The organism is Massilia sp. METH4 (genome assembly GCF_037094685.1).
In the GTDB taxonomy this organism is placed as follows: Bacteria; Pseudomonadota; Gammaproteobacteria; order Burkholderiales; family Burkholderiaceae_D; genus Rugamonas.
Genome location: NZ_CP146614.1, coordinates 1,302,062 through 1,324,630, shown reverse-complemented (window position 1 = coordinate 1,324,630; position 22,569 = coordinate 1,302,062). Strand labels below are relative to the sequence as shown.

24 protein-coding genes are annotated in these 22,569 nt (G+C 64.9%); 11 read left to right on the top strand and 13 right to left on the bottom strand.

All coding sequences use genetic code 11. The features are described from left to right. Positions 1–16 precede the first annotated feature (16 nt). The 7 genes from V6Z91_RS05895 to purB all read right to left on the bottom strand — a co-directional run bounded on the left by V6Z91_RS05895 (position 17) and on the right by purB (position 5,385). The gene (locus V6Z91_RS05895) at positions 17–1,066 is read right to left on the bottom strand and encodes an acyltransferase (protein ID WP_338767876.1); all 1,050 of its coding nucleotides are present in this window, start codon (positions 1,064–1,066) and stop codon (positions 17–19) included. A 134-nt stretch (positions 1,067–1,200) separates the two neighbouring features. Further along, the gene (locus V6Z91_RS05890) at positions 1,201–1,716 is read right to left on the bottom strand and encodes a Clp protease N-terminal domain-containing protein (RefSeq protein WP_338767873.1); all 516 of its coding nucleotides are present in this window, start codon (positions 1,714–1,716) and stop codon (positions 1,201–1,203) included. A gap of 11 nt (positions 1,717–1,727) precedes the next feature. After that, positions 1,728–1,937, bottom strand: coding sequence for a helix-turn-helix domain-containing protein (locus tag V6Z91_RS05885; RefSeq protein ID WP_338767870.1), 210 nt, complete (start codon positions 1,935–1,937; stop codon positions 1,728–1,730). A 243-nt stretch (positions 1,938–2,180) separates the two neighbouring features. After that, a complete protein-coding gene (locus V6Z91_RS05880) occupies positions 2,181–2,753 on the bottom strand; it encodes a YceI family protein (protein ID WP_338767867.1) in 573 nt (190 codons plus the stop codon). A gap of 17 nt (positions 2,754–2,770) precedes the next feature. After that, the gene (locus V6Z91_RS05875; protein ID WP_338767864.1) at positions 2,771–3,325 is read right to left on the bottom strand and encodes a YceI family protein; all 555 of its coding nucleotides are present in this window, start codon (positions 3,323–3,325) and stop codon (positions 2,771–2,773) included. A gap of 14 nt (positions 3,326–3,339) precedes the next feature. Beyond that, complete coding sequence (locus V6Z91_RS05870; protein ID WP_338767861.1) at positions 3,340–3,864, bottom strand: cytochrome b; 525 nt, start codon at positions 3,862–3,864, stop codon at positions 3,340–3,342. Between the two features lie 147 nt (positions 3,865–4,011). Beyond that, positions 4,012–5,385 carry an adenylosuccinate lyase gene (gene purB, locus V6Z91_RS05865; protein WP_338767858.1) on the bottom strand — a complete coding sequence of 458 codons (1,374 nt, stop codon included), beginning with the start codon at positions 5,383–5,385 and terminating at the stop codon, positions 4,012–4,014. Between the two features lie 126 nt (positions 5,386–5,511). Here purB and V6Z91_RS05860 point away from each other — a divergent pair, with 126 nt between their 5' ends. Both V6Z91_RS05860 and V6Z91_RS05855 read left to right on the top strand, forming a co-directional pair. Next, positions 5,512–6,123 (top strand): glutathione S-transferase N-terminal domain-containing protein, encoded by a 612-nt coding sequence (locus V6Z91_RS05860; RefSeq protein ID WP_338767855.1) that lies wholly within the window; start codon positions 5,512–5,514, stop codon positions 6,121–6,123. Between the two features lie 97 nt (positions 6,124–6,220). Beyond that, positions 6,221–7,165 carry a PfkB family carbohydrate kinase gene (locus V6Z91_RS05855; RefSeq protein WP_338767853.1) on the top strand — a complete coding sequence of 315 codons (945 nt, stop codon included), beginning with the start codon at positions 6,221–6,223 and terminating at the stop codon, positions 7,163–7,165. Positions 7,166–7,251: 86 nt separating this feature from the next. Here V6Z91_RS05855 and bfr read toward each other — a convergent pair whose 3' ends face one another. Continuing rightward, positions 7,252–7,740 (bottom strand): bacterioferritin, encoded by a 489-nt coding sequence (gene bfr / locus V6Z91_RS05850; RefSeq protein WP_338767850.1) that lies wholly within the window; start codon positions 7,738–7,740, stop codon positions 7,252–7,254. A 168-nt stretch (positions 7,741–7,908) separates the two neighbouring features. On the opposite strand from bfr, the gene V6Z91_RS05845 reads away from it, so the two are divergent. After that, positions 7,909–10,221 (top strand): TonB-dependent siderophore receptor, encoded by a 2,313-nt coding sequence (locus V6Z91_RS05845; RefSeq protein WP_338767847.1) that lies wholly within the window; start codon positions 7,909–7,911, stop codon positions 10,219–10,221. Between the two features lie 11 nt (positions 10,222–10,232). After that, on the top strand, positions 10,233–10,913 hold the full coding sequence (locus V6Z91_RS05840) for a Fe2+-dependent dioxygenase (RefSeq protein WP_338767843.1): 681 nt from the start codon (positions 10,233–10,235) through the stop codon (positions 10,911–10,913). 202 nt (positions 10,914–11,115) lie between these two features. Here the strand turns inward: V6Z91_RS05840 and V6Z91_RS05835 are convergent, their stop codons facing one another. Together V6Z91_RS05835 and V6Z91_RS05830 are read right to left on the bottom strand one after the other, a co-directional pair. Further along, on the bottom strand, positions 11,116–11,886 hold the full coding sequence (locus tag V6Z91_RS05835) for an energy transducer TonB (protein ID WP_338767840.1): 771 nt from the start codon (positions 11,884–11,886) through the stop codon (positions 11,116–11,118). A gap of 8 nt (positions 11,887–11,894) precedes the next feature. Beyond that, positions 11,895–12,104 (bottom strand): (2Fe-2S)-binding protein, encoded by a 210-nt coding sequence (locus V6Z91_RS05830; protein ID WP_338767837.1) that lies wholly within the window; start codon positions 12,102–12,104, stop codon positions 11,895–11,897. A 262-nt stretch (positions 12,105–12,366) separates the two neighbouring features. Here V6Z91_RS05830 and V6Z91_RS05825 point away from each other — a divergent pair, with 262 nt between their 5' ends. Genes V6Z91_RS05825 through V6Z91_RS05815 form a run of 3 tightly spaced genes read left to right on the top strand, consistent with a single transcriptional unit; the run spans position 12,367 to position 14,852 of the window. Next, positions 12,367–12,645, top strand: a complete 279-nt coding sequence (locus V6Z91_RS05825) for a FeoA family protein (RefSeq protein WP_338767834.1) — start codon at positions 12,367–12,369, stop codon at positions 12,643–12,645. Positions 12,646–12,676: 31 nt separating this feature from the next. Beyond that, positions 12,677–14,566 carry a ferrous iron transporter B gene (locus tag V6Z91_RS05820; RefSeq protein ID WP_338771747.1) on the top strand — a complete coding sequence of 630 codons (1,890 nt, stop codon included), beginning with the start codon at positions 12,677–12,679 and terminating at the stop codon, positions 14,564–14,566. A gap of 10 nt (positions 14,567–14,576) precedes the next feature. Next, complete coding sequence (locus V6Z91_RS05815; protein WP_338767831.1) at positions 14,577–14,852, top strand: DUF6587 family protein; 276 nt, start codon at positions 14,577–14,579, stop codon at positions 14,850–14,852. Positions 14,853–15,077: 225 nt separating this feature from the next. Here the strand turns inward: V6Z91_RS05815 and V6Z91_RS05810 are convergent, their stop codons facing one another. Next, positions 15,078–17,339, bottom strand: a complete 2,262-nt coding sequence (locus V6Z91_RS05810; protein WP_338767828.1) for a catecholate siderophore receptor Fiu — start codon at positions 17,337–17,339, stop codon at positions 15,078–15,080. A gap of 221 nt (positions 17,340–17,560) precedes the next feature. Between V6Z91_RS05810 and V6Z91_RS05805 the strand changes: the two genes are divergently transcribed. Genes V6Z91_RS05805 through V6Z91_RS05795 form a run of 3 tightly spaced genes read left to right on the top strand, consistent with a single transcriptional unit; the run spans position 17,561 to position 19,498 of the window. After that, positions 17,561–18,235, top strand: coding sequence for a glutathione S-transferase (locus V6Z91_RS05805; RefSeq protein ID WP_338767825.1), 675 nt, complete (start codon positions 17,561–17,563; stop codon positions 18,233–18,235). Between the two features lie 43 nt (positions 18,236–18,278). Beyond that, entirely contained in the window at positions 18,279–19,052 is a 774-nt protein-coding gene (locus tag V6Z91_RS05800) for a 5'-3' exonuclease H3TH domain-containing protein (RefSeq protein WP_338767822.1), read from the top strand. A gap of 26 nt (positions 19,053–19,078) precedes the next feature. Next, positions 19,079–19,498 (top strand): response regulator, encoded by a 420-nt coding sequence (locus V6Z91_RS05795; RefSeq protein WP_338767819.1) that lies wholly within the window; start codon positions 19,079–19,081, stop codon positions 19,496–19,498. A gap of 93 nt (positions 19,499–19,591) precedes the next feature. Here the strand turns inward: V6Z91_RS05795 and mnmA are convergent, their stop codons facing one another. Beyond that, positions 19,592–20,707: a tRNA 2-thiouridine(34) synthase MnmA gene (mnmA, locus tag V6Z91_RS05790; protein ID WP_338767816.1), complete on the bottom strand. Its 1,116-nt coding sequence runs from the start codon at positions 20,705–20,707 to the stop codon at positions 19,592–19,594. Between the two features lie 20 nt (positions 20,708–20,727). After that, the gene (locus V6Z91_RS05785) at positions 20,728–21,210 is read right to left on the bottom strand and encodes an NUDIX hydrolase (RefSeq protein WP_338767813.1); all 483 of its coding nucleotides are present in this window, start codon (positions 21,208–21,210) and stop codon (positions 20,728–20,730) included. A 190-nt stretch (positions 21,211–21,400) separates the two neighbouring features. Between V6Z91_RS05785 and V6Z91_RS05780 the strand changes: the two genes are divergently transcribed. After that, entirely contained in the window at positions 21,401–22,513 is a 1,113-nt protein-coding gene (locus V6Z91_RS05780; protein ID WP_338767810.1) for a Re/Si-specific NAD(P)(+) transhydrogenase subunit alpha, read from the top strand. Positions 22,514–22,569 lie beyond the last annotated feature (56 nt).

Sequence of the window (22,569 nt, the reverse complement as noted above, 5' to 3'; positions counted from 1 at the left end):
GCGAACAGCGCCTTTTTCATGCGCGGGCGCCGGCGGCCAGCGCGCGGCGCCGCGCGTTCTTCAGCTTGAGCAGCGGCTGTTCCACGAGGTAGCAGCTGAGCACGCTGACCGGCAGCACGATCAGGCAGGCCAGGCCCAGCTTGACCCACGGCGACAGCGGCGGCAGGTAAGCGACCAGCAGCGTCTGCACGGGCCAGCCGTACAGGTAGACGCCATAGGAAATGTCGGGCAGCTTGTTGAATGCCTCCGTCAGCCACATGGGGCGGAACGCGAAGTAGAACAGCAGGTAGCCGCCGAAGGTAGCCAGGCCCAGCTCGGCATAACGGCGCGAGAACATCAGGGCCAGCAGCGCCACGGCCGAGATCAGCGCACCGCGCCGCGTGAAGCGGTAGCAATCGCGGTACAGGTAGAAGCAGCCCCCCGCGAAGAACAGCGAACCGAGCCGCACGATCGGATCTTGCAGCAGCATGCCCAGCGGTGCCCATGGCAGCGGCAGGCCGAACGAGGCATACAGGTAGGCGGTGAAGCCCGCGACCGTCAGCGCCAGCCAGATGGCCCGGTGGCGGATGCCGCCGGCAACGCCCAGCAGCATCACCGCCAGGTAGCAGGCGAACTCGCGCATGATCGTCCACATCGAACCATTCACCTGCGGTTCCGGCAAGCCTTCGAACACGGGCGGGGTAATGGGGCCGTGCAGCACGGCGATGCACAGGGCGACCGTGGCCGTGGACAGCTCGCTGAAGTAGCGCGCCGGGTCGGCGCCGAGCGGCGCCACGAGGTAGACGCAGACGAGGCTCGCGACGATGAAGCCGGGATAGATGCGCAGCACCCGCTTGCGCAGGAAATGTACCGGCACGGGATCGAGATCCCAGCTCTGCACGATCAGGTAGCCGCTCAGCAGGAAGAAGCCGTCGACCGCCAGCTCGCCGAAGGACAGGGTGTGGAACAGCTGCGTCAGCAGCTCGCGGTGGCGGTCGCCATCCTGCAGCTCGGGCGCGTGCGACAGCAGCACGAGCAGGGCGAGCAGCAGGCGCAGCAGGTTGAAATTGTTCTGGTGCCTCTCCATGACGTTCCCGTTATTTTGGTTGTGAAATTGTTTGCTTTTTTATTAACCAAAATGTACGACGGTAGCAGCGGCGAAGCAAGGCTCGGCAGCGGCAATGGCGGCCTGGCGCAACAGTGCGGCGAAAACCGCTCCCGTCAGGCCGCGTGGCGCGTTGCCGAGGCGATCTCCGCGCGCGCCGCGGCGGCCAGGGCGGCCGGCTCGACGCCGATGGCCTGCAAGGCCCTTGCCGCCGTGCCGTGCGCACTGGCGGCCACGACGGCCGCCACATGCGCACCCGTCAGCGGTTCGCCGGCCGAACGCGGCCAGTCGGACAGCGCGCGCATCACCGATTCCATCGATCCCTTGGCCTGGTAGGCGCCAGTGGCGGGCGGCACGGGTGCGGGGGCGGCCAGTACGGCCGGATCGATACCGGCCGCTGCCAGCGCCGCGCCGTGCGCCGCCGTGATGCCCGCGCGCAGCCGGGACGGGTCGGCGCCGGCATGTTCGAACGCACGCCGCGCCAGGCCGTCCGGCAGGTCGAGCGCCGCCAGCAGGAAGTGCTCCGGGCCGGGTTCGCGTTCCCCCATCGCATTGGCGTGCCGCTCGGCCGCCTCGCACAGGGTTTTGATGGTGCGCATATCGGCGATGCGCTGTTTCAGGCGCTGCAGCATGAAGGCTCCTTTCAGGATTGAATCAACGGGGCAAGGCGCTTGTGCGCCGCCTGCTTCGACACGCCCAGCGCATCGGCGACCTGGCTCCAGGACCAGCCCTGGGCGATGGCCGCCGCTACCGCCTGGCGCTCGAGCTGGTCCGCCGCAAGGCGCAGCGCAACGACGGCCGCCAGCGCTTCGGCGGGATCGTCGGGACGGGGGAGGGATTGGGTATCGATCATGCGTCAATCTTAGTTGACGATATCGGAATCGTCAACAAAAGATGACGGGGCGCGGCGCAGAGAGCCGGCGAGAACCCCGGTGGGAGAACCCCGGTGACAGGCTCCGTTTTCCGGGAAAGTTGCGAAAAACCCGGAGCCTGTCACCGGGTTTCGGGAAATGTTGCAAAAAAGCCGGAGCCTGTCACCGGGGTTCAGGCAACAAAAAACCCCGCGCGCGGCGGGGTTGGGCAGGGCGCCGGCCGGTTACTCGGCGGCGATGGCTTCGACCTGGATCGCCAGCTTCACTTCCGGCGCGAAGTTCGGGATGCCGAAGTTGATGCCGAAGTCGGTGCGCTTGAATTCGGCGGTGGCGTTGGCGCCGCAGACTTCGCGCTTCAGGCGCTGGTCCTGCACGCACTTGAAGCGGTCCACCTTCAGTTCCACCGGTTTCGTCACGCCGTTCAGCGTGAGCTCGCCGTCCACGCCCACCAGCTGGTCGCCGTTGAACTTGAGCGACTTGCCCTTGTAGGTGGCGGTGGGGAATTTCTCGACGTTGAAGATATCCGGCGCCTTCGCGTGCGAATTCATCTTGTCGTGGCCGAAGTCGACCGAGGCCATGTCGATCGTGATGTCCAGGTTGCCGGTCTTGGCGGCGCGGTCCATCGTGATCGTGCCTTTCGTGCTGTTGAACTTGCCGCGCCACAGCGACAGGCCCTTGTGGTCGGCCTCGAAGCTGGGGTAGGTGTGGCTCGGATCGATGTTGTAGGTGGTGGCGCCGGCCAGGCCGGACAGGGGCAACAGCGCGGCGAACAGGGCGGCGAACAACGTGGATTTCATGCGGTCTCCTTCGGGGATTATTGGGATACGACGTGGAACTTGATCGTCACTTCATCGGCCACCATGCTGGTGTCCTTCCATTCGCCTTCGCCGATGTTGTAGGTCAGGCGCTTGATCGGCACGGCGCCGTCGAACACCTGCTTGCCGGCCTCGGTCTTGACGGTGACGGGGAAGGTGACGTCGGTGGCCTTGCCCTTGATCGTCAGCCTGCCGGTCACGTTCAGCTTGCCCGGGCCGGCGCTCTTGATCGCGGTCGAGACGAAGGTCGCCTTCGGGAACTGCGCCGAGTTGAACCACTCCTTCTTCGCCACTTCGCGGTTGTATTCCGGGTCGCCCATGTCGAGGCTTGCCGTGTCCACTTCCACGGTGGCCTTCGACGCGTCCGGCCTGGCTGCATCGTAGTCGATCGTCACGCTGTGCTTCTTGAACTTCGATTCGACCGGCACGTTCATCTGCTTGAACGTGGCCGAGACGGTGGTCTTGGCGGGATCGGTCTTCAGCACGGCGGCGCCGGCCGTCAGCGACAGGCCGACCAGGGAAGCGAGAAGGAATGGTTTCAACTGCGTCTTCATGAACTCTCCAACGGTTAAGGAAGCATGCGTTTCAGGACATTGTCCCGATCGACGAAATGGTGTTTCAGCGCGGCGGCCACGTGCACCGCCACGAGGGCGGCGAGCGCCATGTTCAGCCAGTAGTGGACGGGCTTGAGCGCCTCCTTCCATGCCGGATCCGCCTCGAACGCGGCCGGAATCTGCCACATGCCCAGGTAGACGACGGGCACCCCGGCCGCGGTCGTGTACAGGTAGCCGGACAGCGGCACGGCGAACATCAGCACGTATAGCAGAACATGGGTCACGTCCGCCGCCCTGGCCTGCCATCGCGCCACGCCGGCCGGGTGCGCCGGCGGGCGGTTCGCGCGGCGCCACAGCAGGCGCAGCGCGGCCAGTGCCAGCACGGTCACGCCCATCCATTTATGCCAGGAATAGTACTTCAGCTTGGTCGGCGTGAAGCCGGGAATATCGACCATCACGAGCCCCATCGTGAAGGCCGCGATGATCAGCAGCGCGATGAGCCAGTGCAGCACCATCGCGGTTCTCGTGTAGCGTTCCATGACTTCCCCTGTTTAGTACTTATTAGAACTAATAGCCCGTCACTGTAGCAAAGAAACGAAGTATCTGCTGGCAGGCAATAAAAAACGGCAGCCCTTACCCTACAGGATAAGGAGCCGCCGTCATAGGGGCCGATGGTGAGAGGATGCTTAAATGGCCTTGGCCAGCTGCGCCGCGATACCGGTGTAGTTTGCCGGGGTCATCGCCAGCAGCAGGTCCTTCGCTTCCTGCGGGATGGCCAGCTTGCCGATGAACTCCTGCAGCGCTTCCTTCGTGATGCCCTTGCCGCGGGTGAGTTCCTTCAGCTGTTCGTACGGGTTCTCGATACCGTAGCGGCGCATCACCGTCTGCACCGGCTCGGCCAGCACTTCCCAGCTCGCGTCCAGGTCCGCTTCCAGGCGGGCCGGGTTCACTTCCAGCTTGTTCAGGCCGCGCAGGCAGCTGTCGTAGGCCAGCAGCGTGTAGCCCAGGCCCACGCCGATATTGCGCAGCACGGTGGAGTCGGTCAGGTCGCGCTGCATGCGGGAGACCGGCAGCTTCTCGGAGAGGTGCTTGAGCACGGCATTGGCCAGGCCCAGGTTGCCTTCCGAGTTCTCGAAGTCGATCGGGTTGACCTTGTGCGGCATCGTCGAGGAGCCGATCTCGCCGGCCTTGAGCTTCTGCTTGAAGTAGCCCAGCGACACATAGGTCCAGATATCGCGGTTCAGGTCCAGCAGGATCGTGTTGGCGCGGGCGAAGGCGTCGAACAGTTCGGCCATGTAGTCGTGCGGCTCGATCTGGATCGTGTACGGGTTGAACGTCAGGCCCAGGCGCTGTTCGATCACGTTCTTCGAGAATGCCGGCCAGTCGAACGACGGGTAGGCGGACAGGTGGGCGTTGTAGTTGCCCACCGCGCCGTTCATCTTGCCCAGGATTTCCACGTTGGCGATGCGTTCGACCGCGCGCTGCAGGCGCGCCACCACGTTCGCGAATTCCTTGCCCAGCGTGGTCGGGCTGGCGGTCTGGCCGTGCGTGCGCGACAGCATCGGCACGTCGGCGTTCGCGTGGGCGATTTCCTTCAGCTTGGCCACGAGGCCGTTGAGGGCAGGCACCATCACGCCGTCCCGGGCGGCCTTCAGCATCATGCCGTGCGAGGTGTTGTTGATGTCCTCGGAGGTGCAGGCGAAGTGGATGAACTCGGAGGCGGCGACCAGTTCAGGCACGTCCTTCACCTTTTCCTTCAGCCAATACTCGACGGCCTTCACGTCATGGTTCGTGACGGCTTCGATTTCCTTGATGCGGGCCGCATCGGCTTCCGAGAACTCGGCGGCCAGCTTGTCGAGCAGCGCGGTGGCGCCGGCCGGGAACGGCTTGATCTCGGCGAAGCCGGCTTGCGACAGCGCCTGCAGCCACGCGATCTCGACCTTCACGCGGTGGTGCATGAAGCCGGCTTCGGACAGGATGGGGCGCAGCTTGTCGGTCTTGGACGCATAGCGGCCGTCCAGCGGGGACAGGGCCGACAACGTGGAATATGGAGTGGTCATGGCAAAAGGAGAGGCAGGGAAAAGAGCGATTTTACCATCGCCGTGCCCATGTTTTGACCAGCCGGCCGGTTACTTGCCCGGGGAGGCGGATGCTATACTGGGCTTCATTCCCACCCGGTGCTTCCCATGAAACTGATCGGTTCGCTCGCCAGTCCCTATGTGCGCAAGGTGCGCGTCGTGCTTGCGGAAAAAAAGCTCGATTACCAGATCCAGCTCGAGAATGTGTGGAGCGCGGATACCAGCATCCACCGGGTCAACCCACTCGGCAAGGTGCCCTGCCTGGTGATGGAAGACGGCTACGTGATGTACGACTCGCGCGTGATCGTGGAATACCTCGACACGCTCACGCCCGTCTGCAAGCTGCTGCCGCCGAACGGGCGCGAGCGCATGGAAATCAAGAACTGGGAAGCGCTGGCGGATGGCGTGCTGGATGCCGGCGTGGCCGTGCGCCTGGAGCGCACGCAGCGCCCGCCGGAGCAGCAGAGCGCGGCCTATATCGACCGGCACCTCACCAAGGTCACGCGCGGCCTGGCGTCGCTGTCGGACCGCCTGGCCGATTCGCCGTTCTGCGCCGGCATCCACTATTCGCTGGCCGACGTGGCCGTTGGCTGTGCGCTCGGCTGGCTGGACTTCCGCTTCCCCGAGATCGACTGGCGCACGCCGCACCCTAACCTGGCCAGGCTGCACGACAAGCTGCATGAGCGGGCGTCGTTCCGCGATACGGTGCCGCAAGCCTGAACCAATGGTGTGAACGCGGCCGGCACCGCTGAGCGGGGCGCGCGTCGGCCGTCAAATCATTGCGTTACACTGTGCCGGTCACAATCGAGGGGCGGCCATGGAACAATCTGTAGCGGTTTTCGGCGAAGCACTGGTGGACGATTTCAGCACCCGGCGGGTCGTCGGCGGCGCGCCGTTCAACCTGGCGCGGCACCTGGCCGGCTTCGGCCTGCCCGTCACGATGGTCACCCGCATCGGCGACGACGATAACGGCGCCCTGGTGCGCAATGAATTCACGCGTTACGGCATGTCCGACTCGGGCTTGCAGACGGGCGCCGGCGAGCCGACCGGTGCCGTGCACGTCGAAGTGGGCGCGAACGGCAGCCACCGCTACAGGATCGTGCCCAACCAGGCCTACGACCACATCGAAGGGACCGCGGCGCTGGCCGCGGTACAGGCCGCCCAGCCCGGCATCTTCTGCTTCGGCACGCTGGCCCAGCGCGACCCGATCTCGCGCGCCGCCCTGCACGGCTTGCTGGAGCAGACCCAGGCCGTGCGCTTCCTCGACCTGAACCTGCGCGCCGGCCACGTGGATGAAGCGATCGTCTTCGACTCGCTGCAGCAGGCCGATATCGTGAAGGTCAACGAAGAGGAGTTGCAGCAGCTGTTCAAGTGGTACTGCCATACCTGCCCGGACACGGTGAACATGGAATGCATCACGGTCGACAGCGAGTGCCGCGCGATGATGCACAACTTCTCGCTGTCGGCGCTGGTGGTCACGATGGGGGCGCGCGGCGCGCTGTACCTGTCGGCCGACGGCGCCCACCTGGCCGATCACGGCACGGCCATGAGCGACTGCTTCGTCGATTCGGTGGGGGCGGGGGATGCGTTCAACGCCGTGTTCCTGCTGGGCCGGCTGCGCGGCTGGACGATGGAGCGCACGCTGGCGCGCGCGAACGCGTTCGCGGCGGCTGCCTGCGGCTATGCGGGGGCGGTGCCGCAGGACTTGTCGTGCTACGCGCGCTGGCTGGACCAGTGGGCGCGCGAGGAAGTGCCAGCCTGACCCGGCTTGCACTCGGATAAAAAAACGCCAGGCATTGCCTGGCGTTTGGTCTTCGTCGGCTATCGGCCGCCCGATACGACGCGGTCTCAGCCGTGCGCCTCGTCGGCGGGTGCCATCTGCGTTTGCAGGTAGTTCTGGATGCCGACCTTGCCGATCAGGTCCAGCTGCGTTTCCAGGAAGTCGATGTGCTCTTCGGTGTCGTCCAGGATTTCCACCAGCAGTTCGCGCGACACGTAGTCGGCCACTTTTTCCGCCTGGGCGATGCCTTCCTTGACGGTCAGCTGGGCGGCGCGTTCCAGTTTCAGGTCCGCTTCCAGCATTTCCTGCGTGTTTTCACCGATCAGCAGCTTGTGCAGCGCCTGCAGGTTCGGCAGGCCGTCCAGCATCAGGATGCGGTCGATCAGCTTGTCCGCATGCTTCATCTCGCCGATCGATTCCTCGTATTCCTTCTTCGCCAGCTTCGCGAAGCCCCAATGGCGGTACATCTTCGCGTGCAGGAAGTACTGGTTGATCGCGGTGAGCTCGTTCGTCAGCTGAGCATTCAGCAGGCGGATGACGTCTTTATCGCCCTTCATGGGGAAGCCTTTTCTTGGTGATTATCGATCGTGGCATTCTGCCACAGAATGGCCGCCGGCCCAAGCAAAAGTCCTTGCATTCGTGCTCAAAATGGTGTAATGGCGTTGCGAAAGCAAATGAAAACCATTATCATTACGTTTTACCCATGCACAACTATAAGGATGGACATGTCGTACATTAAGAGCCGCAAGCACGGGCCAGCGGCGCTCGCCGCCGTCGCAACACTCGCAATGCCTTTCGTCGTTCACGCCGCCGATCCCGCGGAAGCCAACGCCCCCGTCGCCACCCAGGGCGACCAGAAGATCCCGGAAGTGACCGTCGCCGGCCACAACAAGGGCAACCAGTTCGAGATCCCGCAGCGCTCCGCGTCCGACAAGTTCACCGTCCCCCTGCTCGATTCGCCGAAATCCGTCACCGTGATCCCGAGCGAGGTGATCGCGCAAACCGGCGCCACGTCGCTGGCCGATGCGTTGCGCACCGTGCCCGGCATCACCATCGGCGCCGCCGAAGGCGGCAACCCGGTCGGCGATAACCTGTTCATCCGCGGCTACAACGCCCAGACCGATACGTATATCGACGGCATCCGCGACAGCGGCTCGCAATCGCGCGAAGTGTTCGCGCTCGAGCAGGTGGAAGTCGTGAAGGGCCCGAATTCCGCCTACGGCGGCCGTTCCTCCGCCGGTGGCGGCCTGAACATGGTGTCGAAGACGCCCAAGCTCGACAACTTCTACAACGCCACCGTTGGCTTCGGCACCGACAACTACAAGCGCGTAACGGCCGACGTGAACCGCACGCTGGGCAGCGATTCCGCCTTCCGCGTGGCGCTGATGGGCTTCGAGGCCGACGTGGCCGGCCGCGGCCCAGTGGGCGGCGACCGCTGGGGCATCGCGCCGTCGATCGGCTTCGGCCTGTCCGGCCCGACCAAGGTCAACCTGTCCTACTACCACATGGAATCGAGCGAGCTGCCCGATACCGGCATCCCGTTCAACAACCCGTTCAGCACCGGCGCCAATGTGGCCAGGAACGGCAACGGCACGCCGCTCTCCGTGCCGCGCGACACGTTCTATGGCTTGACCAACCGCGACTTCCGCGACACTGAAACCGATATCGGCACCGTCGACGTCAAGCACGACTTCGGTAACGGCCTGACCTTGCGCAACGTGACGCGCTACGGCAAGACCAGCCAGGATTATGTGTGGACCCAGCCGGACGATTCGAAGGGTAACGTGGTGTTGTACGGCACCGTATGGCGCCGCGCGAACTCGCGCGTCACCGAGACCGACACGCTGGCCAATACCACCGCGCTGTCCGGCGAGGTGCGCACCGGCACCATCAAGCACAACTTCAGTGCCGGCATCGAGTTCTCGCGCGAGGAAACCGAGCGCAGCTCGTACATCTTCACGCCGGGCACCAACAACCCGCTGACGAAGACCTTCACCTGCCCGACGGCGGGCGCCGAAACGCTGTACAACTGCACCACGGTGGTCAACCCGAATCCGGACGACCCGTGGAATTACAGCCGTGCCCTGTCGCCGGCGGTGACCAATGTGAAGACCAACACCCGTGGCGCCTACGTGTTCGACACCCTCGAATTCACGCCGCAGTGGCTGGTGAACCTGGGTGTGCGCTGGGATGACTATCGCTCCGTGCTGGACGTGCCGCAGTACACGCTGAACGGTACCACCACCGCCGCTTCGCACGCTGAAGTGAAGTCCACCTTCGCCAACTACCAGGCCGGCGTGGTGTACAAGCCGGCCGCCAACAGCAGCGTCTACCTGTCCTACGCCACCTCGTCGACCCCGCCGGGCAACGATGCCGGCGACGGCCTGGACGGCCTGACCGTGGCGATCCAGAACCTGAAGCCGCAAGAGAGCAAGAACTGGGAGCTGGGCACGAAGTGGGAAGTGCTGGCGCGCCGCCTGTCGCTGTCCGCCGCGATCTTCAAGAGCGACATGAACAATGCGCGCGTGACGGCGCCGGACGGTACCACGCAGAACGTGGGTAAGAAGAGCGTGCGTGGCTTCGAAGTGGGCGCCACGGGCAACATCACGAACGCCTGGCAGGTCTTCGGCGGCTACACGTGGCTGGACGGTCGTGTGGATGACAACGGCTATGTCAACACCGGCACCACCGCCAAGCCGGTCTACGCGCCGTCGCCCTACAACGGCAACGTATTCCCGACCACGCCGAAGCACAGCGCCTCGCTGTGGACCACCTATGCCGTGCTGCCGAACCTGACGATCGGTGGCGGCGCCACGTCGATGTCGAAGGTGTACGCCAACGTCAACAACAACAAGTGGGCGCCGGGCTATACCCGCTTCGACGCGATGGCCAGCTACACGCTCAACAAGAACGTGAGCCTGCAGCTGAACGTGCAGAACCTGGCCGACAAGCTGTACTTCGACAAGGTGTCCTCGCCGCACTATGCGGGCGTGGGCGCCGGCCGCAGCGCATCGCTGACCGCCAGCTTCAAGTACTAAAGGAGCCTTGCGTGATACTGCACATCCCCGGCGTGCTGACGCCTGAGCAAGTCCGGCAATTCCGCGGCCGCCTGGACCAGGCGGACTGGGTCGACGGGCGCGCGAGCGTCGGTTCGCAGGGGGCGGCAGTCAAGCGCAATCGCCAGTTGGCGGAAGGTTCGCCATTGGCCGTCGAGCTGGGCAACATCGTCGCCCGTGCGCTGACGGCCAACCCGCTGTTCTTCGCGGCGGCGCTGCCGCTGCGCATCCTGCCGCCTTACTTCAACGGCTATGCCGGTGGCGAAACGTATGGCGACCACATCGACGGCGCCATCCGCGTGGCATCGCCTGGCGCCGCGCCGCTGCGGGCGGACGTGTCGACCACCGTGTTCCTGTCCGATCCGGACGAGTATGACGGCGGCGAGCTGATCGTCACCGACGCCTACGGCACGCATGAAGTGAAGCTGCCGGCCGGCGACGCGGTCCTGTACCCGTCGACGACGGTGCATCGTGTGGAACCGGTGACGCGCGGCGAACGCCTTGCCTCGTTCCTGTGGACGCAGAGCATGGTGCGCGACGACTGGAAGCGCACGATGCTGTTCGAGCTGGACCAGAACATCCAGGCCGTGCGCGCCGCGCATGGCGACAGCCAGGCCACCGTGGGGTTGACGGGGCATTATCACAACCTGTTGCGGATGTGGGCGGAGACGTAAGATCCGCCTGCGCTGGTCTCTTGGTGTCCGACACCGGTGTTCCCCTGAAGAGGCGAGAACGCCGCCCGACCACCGGTGTCGGACACATTTTCCGGATGAAGCGCCCGGAAAATATGTCCGACACCGACGCTTCGGCGCCAGTTGGACAAAAAAACGGGGACAGGCCGCCAGGCCCGTCCCCGTTTTTTCATCGCGCCGCCGCTTACGACAGCTTGAAATTGATCGGCACCAGCACATACACCGGCACCGCCTTGCCATCTTCCATATAAGGCTTGAACAGGCTGCGCATGGCGGCCGTGCGGCCGGCTTCGTCCAGGTTCTGCGAGCCGGAGGTCTTGTGCACTGTCGCCTGCTCCGGCGTGCCTTTCTCGCTGACGAGCACGCGCAAGGTCACGACGCCCGTCTCGCCCAGGCGCCTGGAAATCGACGGATAGACAGGCTGCGGTGGCCGCACGTACTCGACACCCTGCACGAGCTTCGGCGCGGCCGGCTCCGGCGGGGCGGCCACGGGCGGGGCCGGCGGCGCGGGCGGGGCGGCCACGACCGGCGCGGCTTCGGCCGGCTTCACCGGTGCCGGCGGCACGGTGATCGTGTTCTCGATCACGACGGGCAGCTGCGGGATTTCGGGCGTAAAGACAGGGGGCGGCTTGATGGCCACTTCCACCACTTTCGGCGGCGCGGGCGGGGCCGGCGGCGCGGGCGGCGTCACGAAGGTCACGTCGACGACACGCGGCAATTCCTTGGGCAGGTACACCATGCCATCCTTCATGGCCCAGACGGCGGCGAGGTGGAGGGCGACGATGACGGCGATCTTGCCGGTCTTGCTCCGGCTGCTGCCAAGGGTGAAATCGGGGGCCGCCGCTATGGCCGCTTCAGTGGGCGCGGCGGGAGGTGTGGACGTAAGTCGGGGCAGGCTCAGATTCAGCCCGAGCCGCGACACGCCAGGCCGGGAAAGGCCGGGCAGTGTTTGCATGAGTATCCTCAGGAAGTGAGGGTGGGGCGCTTCAGGACCGTTTCCTGGATCGGCGCTGCCACGTGTTCGTTCAGCACTTCGACGGCATAGTCCAGGCAGTTGCCACAGCACGTGGAAACACCCAGTGCCTCGCGCAGCCCGTCCATGGTGCTGATACCAAGGTCAATGGCTTGACGGATTTCGCGATCGGAGATGTTGTTGCAAACGCAGACGATCATTGAAACACCTTCTGGCTGAGAAAACACAAACGGAAACTAGGGTACCGCCAAGGGCGGCTCATCAAGAAGAACCGGCAGGGCCGGAAGGAAGACCGGAAGGGGTAGCTACTCTGCCAATCTTGCCGCTTTCTTAATGAGAATCATTATCATTACGGTTCCTATTTTGACTCAAGAGCGCGTACAATGCAAGCGTTACCTGCAAATACAAACCATTCGCATTAGCCTCTATAATGACCAGATTGATTTCCCGCAGAGAATTGCCATGACACAAGCCCCCTCCCTGATCAATCTCGACGCCCTGGCGACCGGGAAAAGTGGCACGGTGGTGCGTGTGTCGCCGGGCAATCCGGTCGATACCGAAGATGGCGCCGACCTCGCGCGCCGCCTGATGGAGCTGGGCTTCGTGCCCGGCGAGAAAATCCGCCTGCTCAAGCGCGGCATGCCTGGCGGCGAGCCGCTGGCGATCCGGGTCGGCAACTCGACCTTCGCGCTGCGCCGCTTCGAAGCGGCGCTGATCGCGGTCCAGCCTGAAGCAGGCTGACGCAGCCACAACAACGAGGTCCTTGATTAATATGGGTGTTACCGAGAAAGTGGTGCAGGCCGTCGGCCGCGCGCCGATGATTGCCTTGCTGGGCAATCCGAACTGCGGCAAGACGGCGCTGTTCAACCGCCTGACGGGCGCGCGCCAGAAAGTGGCGAACTATGCGGGCGTGACGATCGACCGCAAGGAAGGCCATTTCACGTCGCCCGCCGGCCGCGCCTACAAGGTGCTGGACCTGCCGGGCGCCTATAGCCTGAAGGCGCACACGCCGGACGAGGAGATCACGCGCGACGTGGTGGCCGGCCTGCGCGCCGGCGAGACGGCGCCCGACCTGGTCGTGTGCGTGGTGGACGCCACCAACCTGCGCCTGAACCTGCGCCTCGTGCTCGAGGTGCAGCGCCTCGGCCTGCCCATGATCCTGTGCCTGAACATGGTGGACGTGGCCAAGCGCCGCGGCATCGAGATCGATGCGGAAAAACTGGCCCGCGAACTGGGCATGACCGTCGTCGAGACGGTGGCCGTGCAGAGCGGCGGCGAAAAGTCGCTGCTGCGCGCGCTGGACGAACTGGGCCCGCTGGCGCCGGTGAAGGCCCGTCCGCTGGCCGCCATCGATTCGGTATCCGTGGAAGACACGCAGCGCGAGGTACGCCGCATCCTTTCCGTGGCCACCAATAACATGCATGGCAGCGAAACGGATACGGACAAGATCGACAACGTGGTGCTGCACCCCGTTGCCGGCCCGGTCATCCTGGCGGTGCTGATGTTCCTGATCTTCCAGGCCGTGTTCAGCTGGGCCGAGGCACCGATGGACATGATCGAGGGCGCTTTCGGCGCCATCGGCGAAGCCGTGCAGGGCGTGATGGCCGAAGGCGTGCTGCGTAGCCTGCTGGTCGACGGCGTGATCGCCGGCGTCGGCGGGGTGATCGTGTTCCTGCCGCAGATCCTGATCCTGTTCTTCTTCATCCTCGTGCTCGAGGATTGCGGCTACCTGCCGCGCGCCGCCTTCCTGCTCGACCGGCTGATGGGCGGCGTGGGCCTGTCGGGCCGCGCGTTCATTCCGCTGCTGTCGGCATTTGCCTGCGCGATTCCCGGCGTGATGGCGGCGCGCACGATCCAGAACCCGCGCGACCGGCTGGTGACGATCATGATCGCCCCCCTGATGACGTGCTCGGCACGCCTGCCCGTGTATGCGCTGCTGATCGCCGCTTTCATTCCAAACCGCGAAGTGTGGGGCGTTTTCAACCTGCAAGGCCTGGTGCTGTTCGTGCTGTACTTCGCCGGCATCATCTCGGCCATGGTGGTGGCCTGGGTCATGAAGCGCACGATGGGCGCCAAGCGCAAGCACACGCTGATGCTGGAACTGCCGAATTACCACCTGCCGAACCTGCGCAACCTGGCCATCGGCCTGTGGGAACGCGCCAAGATCTTCCTGCTGCGCGTGGGTACGCTGATCCTGTCGCTGACGATCCTGCTGTGGGCGCTGTCCAGCTTCCCCGGCGCGCCGGAAGGCGCCACCCAGCCGCCGATCTACTACAGCGTGGCCGGCATGATCGGCCGCGCCCTGGAGTTCGTGTTCGCGCCGATCGGCTTCACCTGGCAGATCTGCATTGCCCTCGTGCCGGGCATGGCCGCGCGCGAAGTGGCCGTGGGGGCGCTGGGCACCGTGTATGCGCTGTCCCAGTCCGGCGACGAGGTGGCCAACGCCCTGGCGCCGGTGCTCGCCAGCACGTGGTCGATGGCCACCGCGCTGTCGCTGCTCACCTGGTACGTGTATGCGCCACAGTGCCTGGCCACGCTGTCGGTGGTGCGCCGCGAAACGGGCCATACCCGTTATGCGCTGATGATGGCCGGCTACATGTTCACGCTGGCCTACGTCGCCTCGTTCATCGTCTATCAGACCGCCCACCTGCTGGGGGCGTAAGGAGTCCATCATGTGGCAGGAACTGATCGTTGCCCTCATCGTCATCGCCGCCCTGGTCCAGGCATGCAGGAAGCTGCTGCCCGTCGCGCTGCGCCAGCGCATGGTGTACGCGCTGGCGAAGAAGGGCTACGACCAGGACAAGCTGGCCAGGTTCTTCAAGGTGCAGTCGGATTGCGGCAGCGGCTGCGGTTCCTGCGGCTCGTGCGAGACGACGCCGGTGCCGATCGATACCGCGGACGATGGCGGCACGAAGCGGCGCGTGATCATGATGAATGTGCAGCGGTGATCTTTCTTGCCGATGATGAGAAACCCGGGCGTGTCCCGGGTTTTTTCATGGCGGTCAATCATGCGAACCGAAGGCACACGTCAATGCAACGACGATACTCATGCGTCGCGGGCCCGCTGGCTGTGCAAGAAAACAATCCCCGTGTAGAGTGCTCCATCAAAAAAAACGCCACCCGAAGGTGGCGCAAAGTCTGAAGGATAAGACGATGAAACTCTTGGGCAGCCGTCAGAACCGGAAGTTCGCGGTCAGGCTGGCCGAGCGGGGCGTACCCGGCGTGTAGCGGTAGCCGCTCTTGTTGATGGACGCCACGTACTGCTCGTCCGTCACGTTGAACACGTTCAGGCGCAGGTCGACGTTCTTCGTGAGCGTGTAGGTGGCCATCAGGTCGCCCACCCAGTAGCTCTTCGCGTAGGCCGGCGTGCCCACGGCGCCGTCGGTGCCGCGCAGCAGCTTGCCGTTGCAGCGCACGCCGCCACCCACGGTCAGGCCGAACGGAAACGCGTACGTGGTCCAGCTGGTGAACGCATCCTTCGGCGTGTAGGACAGGTAGTTCTCGCCGCTGGCGGTGACGACACGGCCCGCTTCCACGCTCGTCTTCATGTGCGTGTAGCCGGCGCTGACCAGCCAGTTCGGCGTGACCTGACCCTGCACGGCCAGCTCGATGCCTTCCACGCGCTTCCTGCCGGTCTGGTAGTAGACGTTCGCATTGGTCGGGTCCTGCTCGACCTCGTTCTTCACGTCCGTGCGGTACAGCGCCGCCGTGAAGGCCAGCTTCTGGTCCAGCAAGTCCCACTTCGTGCCGATTTCCCTGGTCACCGTTTCCTGCGGGTCCATCGACGGGTTGGCCGCGCTGCTGGCGGCGCTGGACAGGCTGAACGACAGCACGCCCGGCGGCGCCTTCGAGCTGGCGACGGTGGCATACACGCTGCTGTTGGCGGTAGGCTTGTACAGCACCGACAGCTTGCCGGTCGTGAGGGTGTCGCTGTCCGACAGCACCGTGGGCACGAACACGTTGTTGGCCAGCGTGGTGGCCATGTAGTCGAGGCTGTAGTGGTCCACGCGCAGGCCGGCGTTGACCATCCACCGGTCGCCGATCTTGATCGTGTCGAACAGGTACAGCGCCTGGGTATCGGTGCTGCCCTGGGCGCCGGCACCCGTGCGCACGGGGTTCAGGCCGGTGATCGGCGCGCTCGGATTCGGCGCATACAGCGGCGTGTCGGTCAGCGTGCCGCCGCCGGTGCGGGCATAGGTGTTCTGCTTCTCGTCGATGAACTCCAGGCCGCCCACCAGCGTGTGCTGCAGCGCGCCCGTCGCCACGTCCCACGTCACCACGGTCTGGTTGGCAACGATGCGGTTCTCCACATCCTTGAAGGTGCGGTTATTACGGCGCAGCAGCCAGGTCGAGCGGTCGTTCGGGTTGGGCGTGATCAGGTTCGAAGGTACCAGCACCCCGTCGCGATTCGGCGCGGTGGCGTTCGCCATCAGGAAGGTCAGCAGGTAATCCTGCTTCGTCTTGCCGTAGCGCGCGGTGTTCTGCAGGCGCAGGTTCGGCGAGAAATCATGGTCGATCCGCACGGTGGCCATGTCGGCCGTCACGTCGTCGTGGTCCGTCACGTGGCCATAGAAGCCTTCCGGGTCGACCATCGGGGCGCTGTCCAGGAAGGTGCGGCGCAGTGCGGGATCGGCATTGCGGCTGTCCGGGCTCGAGTAGCCGGGCAGGCCGATCGTCGGCACGCCGCCGTCGGGAACATTGTCCTGCTTCACATGCAGGTAGGAGAGGTGGGCGCGCGTCTTGCTGCCCAGGCCGAAGGCGATCGTCGGCGCCACGCCCCAGCGCTTGTTCTCCACCACGTCGCGGCCGGGGTTGCCCGAATCCTGCGCCATCACGTTCAGGCGGAAGGCGATGCCGTTTTGCGCATCCAGCACGCGGTTGATGTCGGCCGTGGCGCGCTTCTGGCTGCCGCTGCCGCCCGTCAGCGAGGCTGAGATCGCGTTGTCCAGGTTGGCCTGCTTCGATTGCAGGTTGATCGAGCCGGTCGGCGCGCCGCGGCCCGTATCGGTGCCCGCCGGGCCTTTCAGCACGTCGATCTGTTCGATGTTGAACACGTCGCGCGAGATCGAACCGATGTCGCGCACCCCGTCCACGTGGATGCTGGCGGACGTGTCGAAGCCGCGCATGAAGATCGCGTCACCCGTGTTCGTGTTGCCGTTCTCGCCCAGGAAGAAGGTGCCCACGCCTGGCGAGTTGCGCAGCGCCTCGGTCAGCGTGGTGGCGGTTTGCTGCTCGAACAGCTCCTTCTTGATCACGGTGATCGTCTGAGGCGTATTCACCAGCTTTTCCGTGTACTTCGGCGACGCTGCCCGCTCGGCCTTGTAGTCGTTCTCCTTCGCCGCATCGACGACGACTTCGGACATCTGCTTTTCCTGCGGGTCGGCCGCATGGACGGCGGCGGCCGGCAACAGCAGCGAGGCCAGTACGGTGCTCATCTGCAAACGGGTCGGGTGCTTACGACTCTTGATCTTGGTCATTTCAAAACGCTTCCGTGTAAATTTGTGTAAAGACTGATGAGTCTAGCAATTGTGGCAAAGTATGTAAACGAGAATTGTTATCATTCGCATTCGTGGTAGCGCTATGCCTGTTGCAATATCGCGACGGGGAAGTGCTAAGCTGGGAGCCCTTTCCATAACCTGCCGCCATGCAAAACGCGATGATCACCGTCCACCACCTGAACAATTCCCGCTCGCAGCGCGTGCTGTGGCTGCTGGAAGAACTGGGCCTTGCTTACCAGGTCGTGCGCTACCAGCGCGATGCGCGCACGATGCTGGCGCCGCCCGAGCTGAAAGCCGTGCACCCGCTGGGCAAATCGCCCGTGATCGTGGATGGCGAATGCACGGTGGCCGAGTCGGGCGCGATCATCGAATACCTGATGGACCACTACGATGACGGCGCCCTGCGCCCGCCCGCGCGCACGCCGGAAAAGCGCCGCTGGACTTACTTCCTGCACTACGCCGAAGGCTCGATGATGCCGCCGCTGCTGATGAAGCTGATCTTCGACCGCGTGGAAACGGCGCCGGCGCCGTTCTTCGTCAAGCCGATCGCGCGCGGCATCGCGCAGAAGGTGAAGGGCAACTACATCCTGCCGCAGATCCGCCAGCATCTCGATTTCCTCGAGGCCGAGCTGGGCCGGCACGAGTGGTTTGCCGGCGCCGTGTTCAGCGCGGCCGATATCCAGATGAGTTTTCCGCTCGAGGCGGCCGCCGCGCGCGGCGGGCTCGACGCCGCCACGTATCCGCAGCTGACGGCATTCCTGGCCCGCATCCACGGCCGGCCGGCCTACCAGCGTGCGCTGGAACAGGGCGGCCCCTACGAACTGCTGCGCTGACGCCTGGGGTAGAATGTCGGCCACCGTATTCACCGCACAGCCAATGGGACGCCTGCTTGCCATCGACGGCCTGAACATCGTGCGGCGCGTCTACGAGGCCAGCCCCGAGCCCGACTCGGACCTGAAGGCCGAGATCGCGCTGCGCCACGCCCTGAACTCCTTCCGCACGCTGATCAACGGCCACGAGCCCACGCACGTGCTGCCGGCGTTCGACTATGGCGGCACTACCTGGCGCCATGCGCTGTACGGCGGCTACCGCGAGGCGAGGGCGCCCATGCCCGCGCCGCTGCGCGCCGCGCTGCCGGGCTTCTATGCGAAGCTGGAAACGTTCGGGTTGCGCCCCGTGTCGCTGCCGGAGGTGGAGGCCGACGATGTCATCGGCACGGTCGTCATGCGCTGGCTGAAGCAGGAGCGCGGCGAGGCCGTGGTGGCCTCCACCGACAAGGACCTGCACTGCCTGATCGCCCATGGCGCGCTCGTGTGGGACCACTTCAGGAGCGAATGGCACGACCATGCGTGGGTGGAAAGCAAATGGGGCGTGCCGCCCGCCCAGCTGCCGGACCTGCTGGCGCTGATGGGCGACGCCACCGACAGCATTCCCGGCGTGTCGAAGGTGGGCCTGAAGACGGCGGCGAAGCTGCTGCGCACCTACGGGACGCTGGACGCGATCATGGCAGGCGCCGGCATCCTGAAGGATGCGGTAGGCGAGGCGCTACGAAAAGAGCGGGAGATGCTGTATCTTTCCCGGCAGCTCGTGGAGCTGAAGACGGATGTCACCGTGGGCGTCAGCTGGAACATGCTGGCCTGGGAGCGGTGACCGGGCAACGATAACGGAAGAACAACATGCTGAAGGCAGTGATCATCGACGGCAGCGCAGTGGCGCGCGGCCTGCTCAACACGGTGCTGGTGGATGGCGGCTACGACGTCGTCGGCCAGGCCCACACCTGCGCGGCCGGCACGGCGCTGCTGATCAAGTTCAACCCGCAGATCGTCTGCATCAACCGCGACCAGGTCGAGCAGGACGTAGCGGGGGTGGAAGCGATGCGCAAGCAGTGGCCGAAGGCGCTGATCTTCATGATGTCCAGCGAATTCGACGCCGCCACCGTGCAGCGCGCGCACGCGATGGGCGTCAACGGCTTCATCGTCAAGCCGTTCAACGGGGGCACGGTGCTGAAGACGATTCGCAATACCGTGCTCGCGATGGTCAAGCGGCAGCAGAAGGCGCAGGCCGAGAACGGCGGGGAGCCGGCAGCCGAGGAATAACCGGAAAAGTTGCTTCGAAAATGGGGACAGACCCCATTTTCATGGAAACATTGCCCGAAAAATGGGGTCTGTCCCCATTTTTCAGGCAACTTTTCAAGGGCAGGCGCCCCGCGGGCCGGCGATGATCCCGCCCCCCAGGCAAACATCACCGTCATACAGCACGGCCGACTGCCCCGGCGTCACGGCCCATTGCGGGTCCACGAACGACAGGTCGAAATCGGCCGCACCGCGCGGCAGCACGTCGCAGGCCACGTCGGCCTGCCGGTAGCGCGTCTTGGCGGCGATGCGGCCCGCCTCCGGCGGCACGCCCGCGATCCAGCTGGCCTGGTCAGCCGCCAGGTCCGGCGACAGCAGCCACGGGTGGTCGTGCCCCTGCACCACCCACAGCGTGTTCGTGGCCACGTCCTTGCGCGCCACGTACCAGGCATCGCTGCTGCCGTCTTCCTTCTGGTAGCTCTTCACGCCGCCGATGCCGATGCCCTTGCGCTGGCCCAGCGTGTAGAACGACAGCCCCACGTGCTCGCCGACGATCTTGCCGTCCGGCGTCTTCATCGGGCCCGGCTTGTACGACAGGTAGCGGTTCAGGAATTCGCGGAACGGCCGCTCGCCGATGAAACAGATGCCCGTCGAATCCTTCTTCGCGGCATTCGGCAGCTTCAGCTTTTCGGCGATCTGGCGCACTTCCGTCTTCGGGATCTCGCCCAGCGGGAACAGCGTCTTCGACAACTGCGCCTGGTTCAGCCGGTGCAGGAAGTAGCTCTGGTCCTTCGTATGGTCCACCGCCTTGAGCAGCTCGTGGCGGCCGGTGGCGGTGTTATGCCGCACCCGCGCGTAATGCCCGGTGGCGATCAAGTTCGCTCCGAGGTGCATGGCGTGATCCAGGAAGGCCTTGAACTTGATTTCGGCGTTGCACAGCACGTCCGGGTTCGGCGTGCGGCCGGCCTGGTACTCGCGCAGGAATTCGGCGAACACGCGGTCCTTGTATTCGGCGGCGAAGTTCACCGCCTCGATGTCGACGCCCACCACGTCGGCCACGCTGGCCGCGTCGATCCAGTCCTGGCGGGTCGAACAGTATTCGGAATCGTCGTCGTCTTCCCAGTTCTTCATGAACAGGCCCACCACTTCGTAGCCCTGTTCCTTCAGCAGCCATGCCGACACCGAGGAGTCCACGCCACCGGACATGCCGATCACGACTTTTTTCTTGCTCATCTCATTACATCCAAATCAGTTCACACTTCCTCGTACACCGAGGAGTGCGTGTGCAGCAGTTCGAGCGGGGCGCGCTTGCCCGCCAGGTATTCGTCCACGCACGTCATCAACAGCGGGCTGCGGTGGCGTTCGCGGCAGGCGGCGATCTCGTCGCGCGTCAGCCACATCGTGCGCAGGATGCCGTCGTCGAGCGGCCGGTCAGGATAGTAAGTGCCCACCTCGCCGCAGAATGCGAAGCGCAGGTAAGTCACCAGTTCACCGGTGCGCGCCGAGCGGTAGCGCGACATATACATGCCCACCAGCGCCGTCGGCGTGAAATCGTGGCCCGTTTCTTCCAGCGTTTCACGCACCACGGCCTCTTCCAGCGATTCGAACGGGTCCAGGTGGCCGGCCGGCTGGTTCAGGCGGATGCCGTCGCTGGTCTCTTCTTCGATCAGCAGGAATTTACCGTCGCGCTCGATGACGGCGGCAACGGTCACATTGGGTTTCCAGGTACGCGGCATGAGGGGATCCTTGAAAGAGCCGGTATTTTAGCCTGTTCCGCCAGGACACATGTGACTGCCGCGTGACACCGGCAGCCGCTTGTCATCGACAAGTGCCAGTTGTCATATGAAAAATATAAATCGACAAGATTTCCGTGCTAGTGTTGAGACAGTCTCGCAACACTCCATTAACGAAATTCGGAGGCGGTTTATGAGGATAGGCATACCGGCCGAAACCCGGCCGGGTGAAACACGGGTCGCCGCGACACCCGAAACGGTCAAGAAACTCGCGGGCAAGCACCAGCTGGTCGTTCAAGCCGGAGCCGGCACGGCCGCCTCCATTCCCGATGATGCCTACGTGGCCGCCGGCGCCACCGTCGGCAGTGCGGCCGATGCCTTCGGCGCGGACATCGTGCTCAAGGTGCGCGCCCCGGATGCGGGCGAGCGCGCGCTGATGAAGCCGGGCACGGTGCTGATCGGGATGCTCAACCCGTTCGATACGGACAATACCGCCGCGATGGCCACGGCCGGCCTGTCCGCCTTCGCCCTGGAGGCCGTGCCCCGCATCACGCGGGCCCAGTCGATGGACGTGCTGTCTTCACAGGCCAACATCGCCGGCTACAAGGCCGTGATGGTGGCGGCGAACACCTATCAACGCTTCATGCCGATGCTGATGACGGCCGCCGGCACCGTGAAGGCCGCCCGCGTGCTGATCATGGGCGTGGGCGTGGCCGGCTTGCAGGCGATCGCCACGGCCAAGCGGCTGGGCGCCGTGATCGAGGCGTCCGACGTGCGGCCGCCCGTGAAGGAGCAGGTCGAGTCGCTGGGGGCGAAATTCATCGACGTGCCCTTCCTCACCGACGAGGAAAAGGAAATCGCCCAGGGCGTGGGCGGCTACGCGCGGCCGATGCCGGCGGACTGGATGCGCCGCCAGGCCGAACTCGTGCACGAGCGCGCCAGACAGGCGGACATCGTCATCACCACCGCCCTGATCCCCGGCCGCAAGGCACCGGTGCTGATCTCGGAAGAGACGGTGCGGGCCATGAAACCGGGTTCCGTGATCGTCGACCTGGCGGTGGAGCAGGGCGGCAATTGCCCGCTCTCGGAGCTGGGCAAGACGGTGGTGAAGCACGGCGTCTACATCGTGGGCGAACCCAACCTCGCCTGCCACGTGGCCGCGGATGCTTCCGCGCTGTACGCCCGCAACGTGCTCGATTTCCTCAAGCTCATCATCGACAAGGACGACAAGCTGGCGATCGACCGCGAGGACGAGATCATCAAGGCCACCCTGGTGGCCCATGGCGGAGACATACTCGGAAAATAAAGGGAGCACGCGATGAAAATGCGGGAAGTGAGCCGTACCACCATGGAAACGGGGAG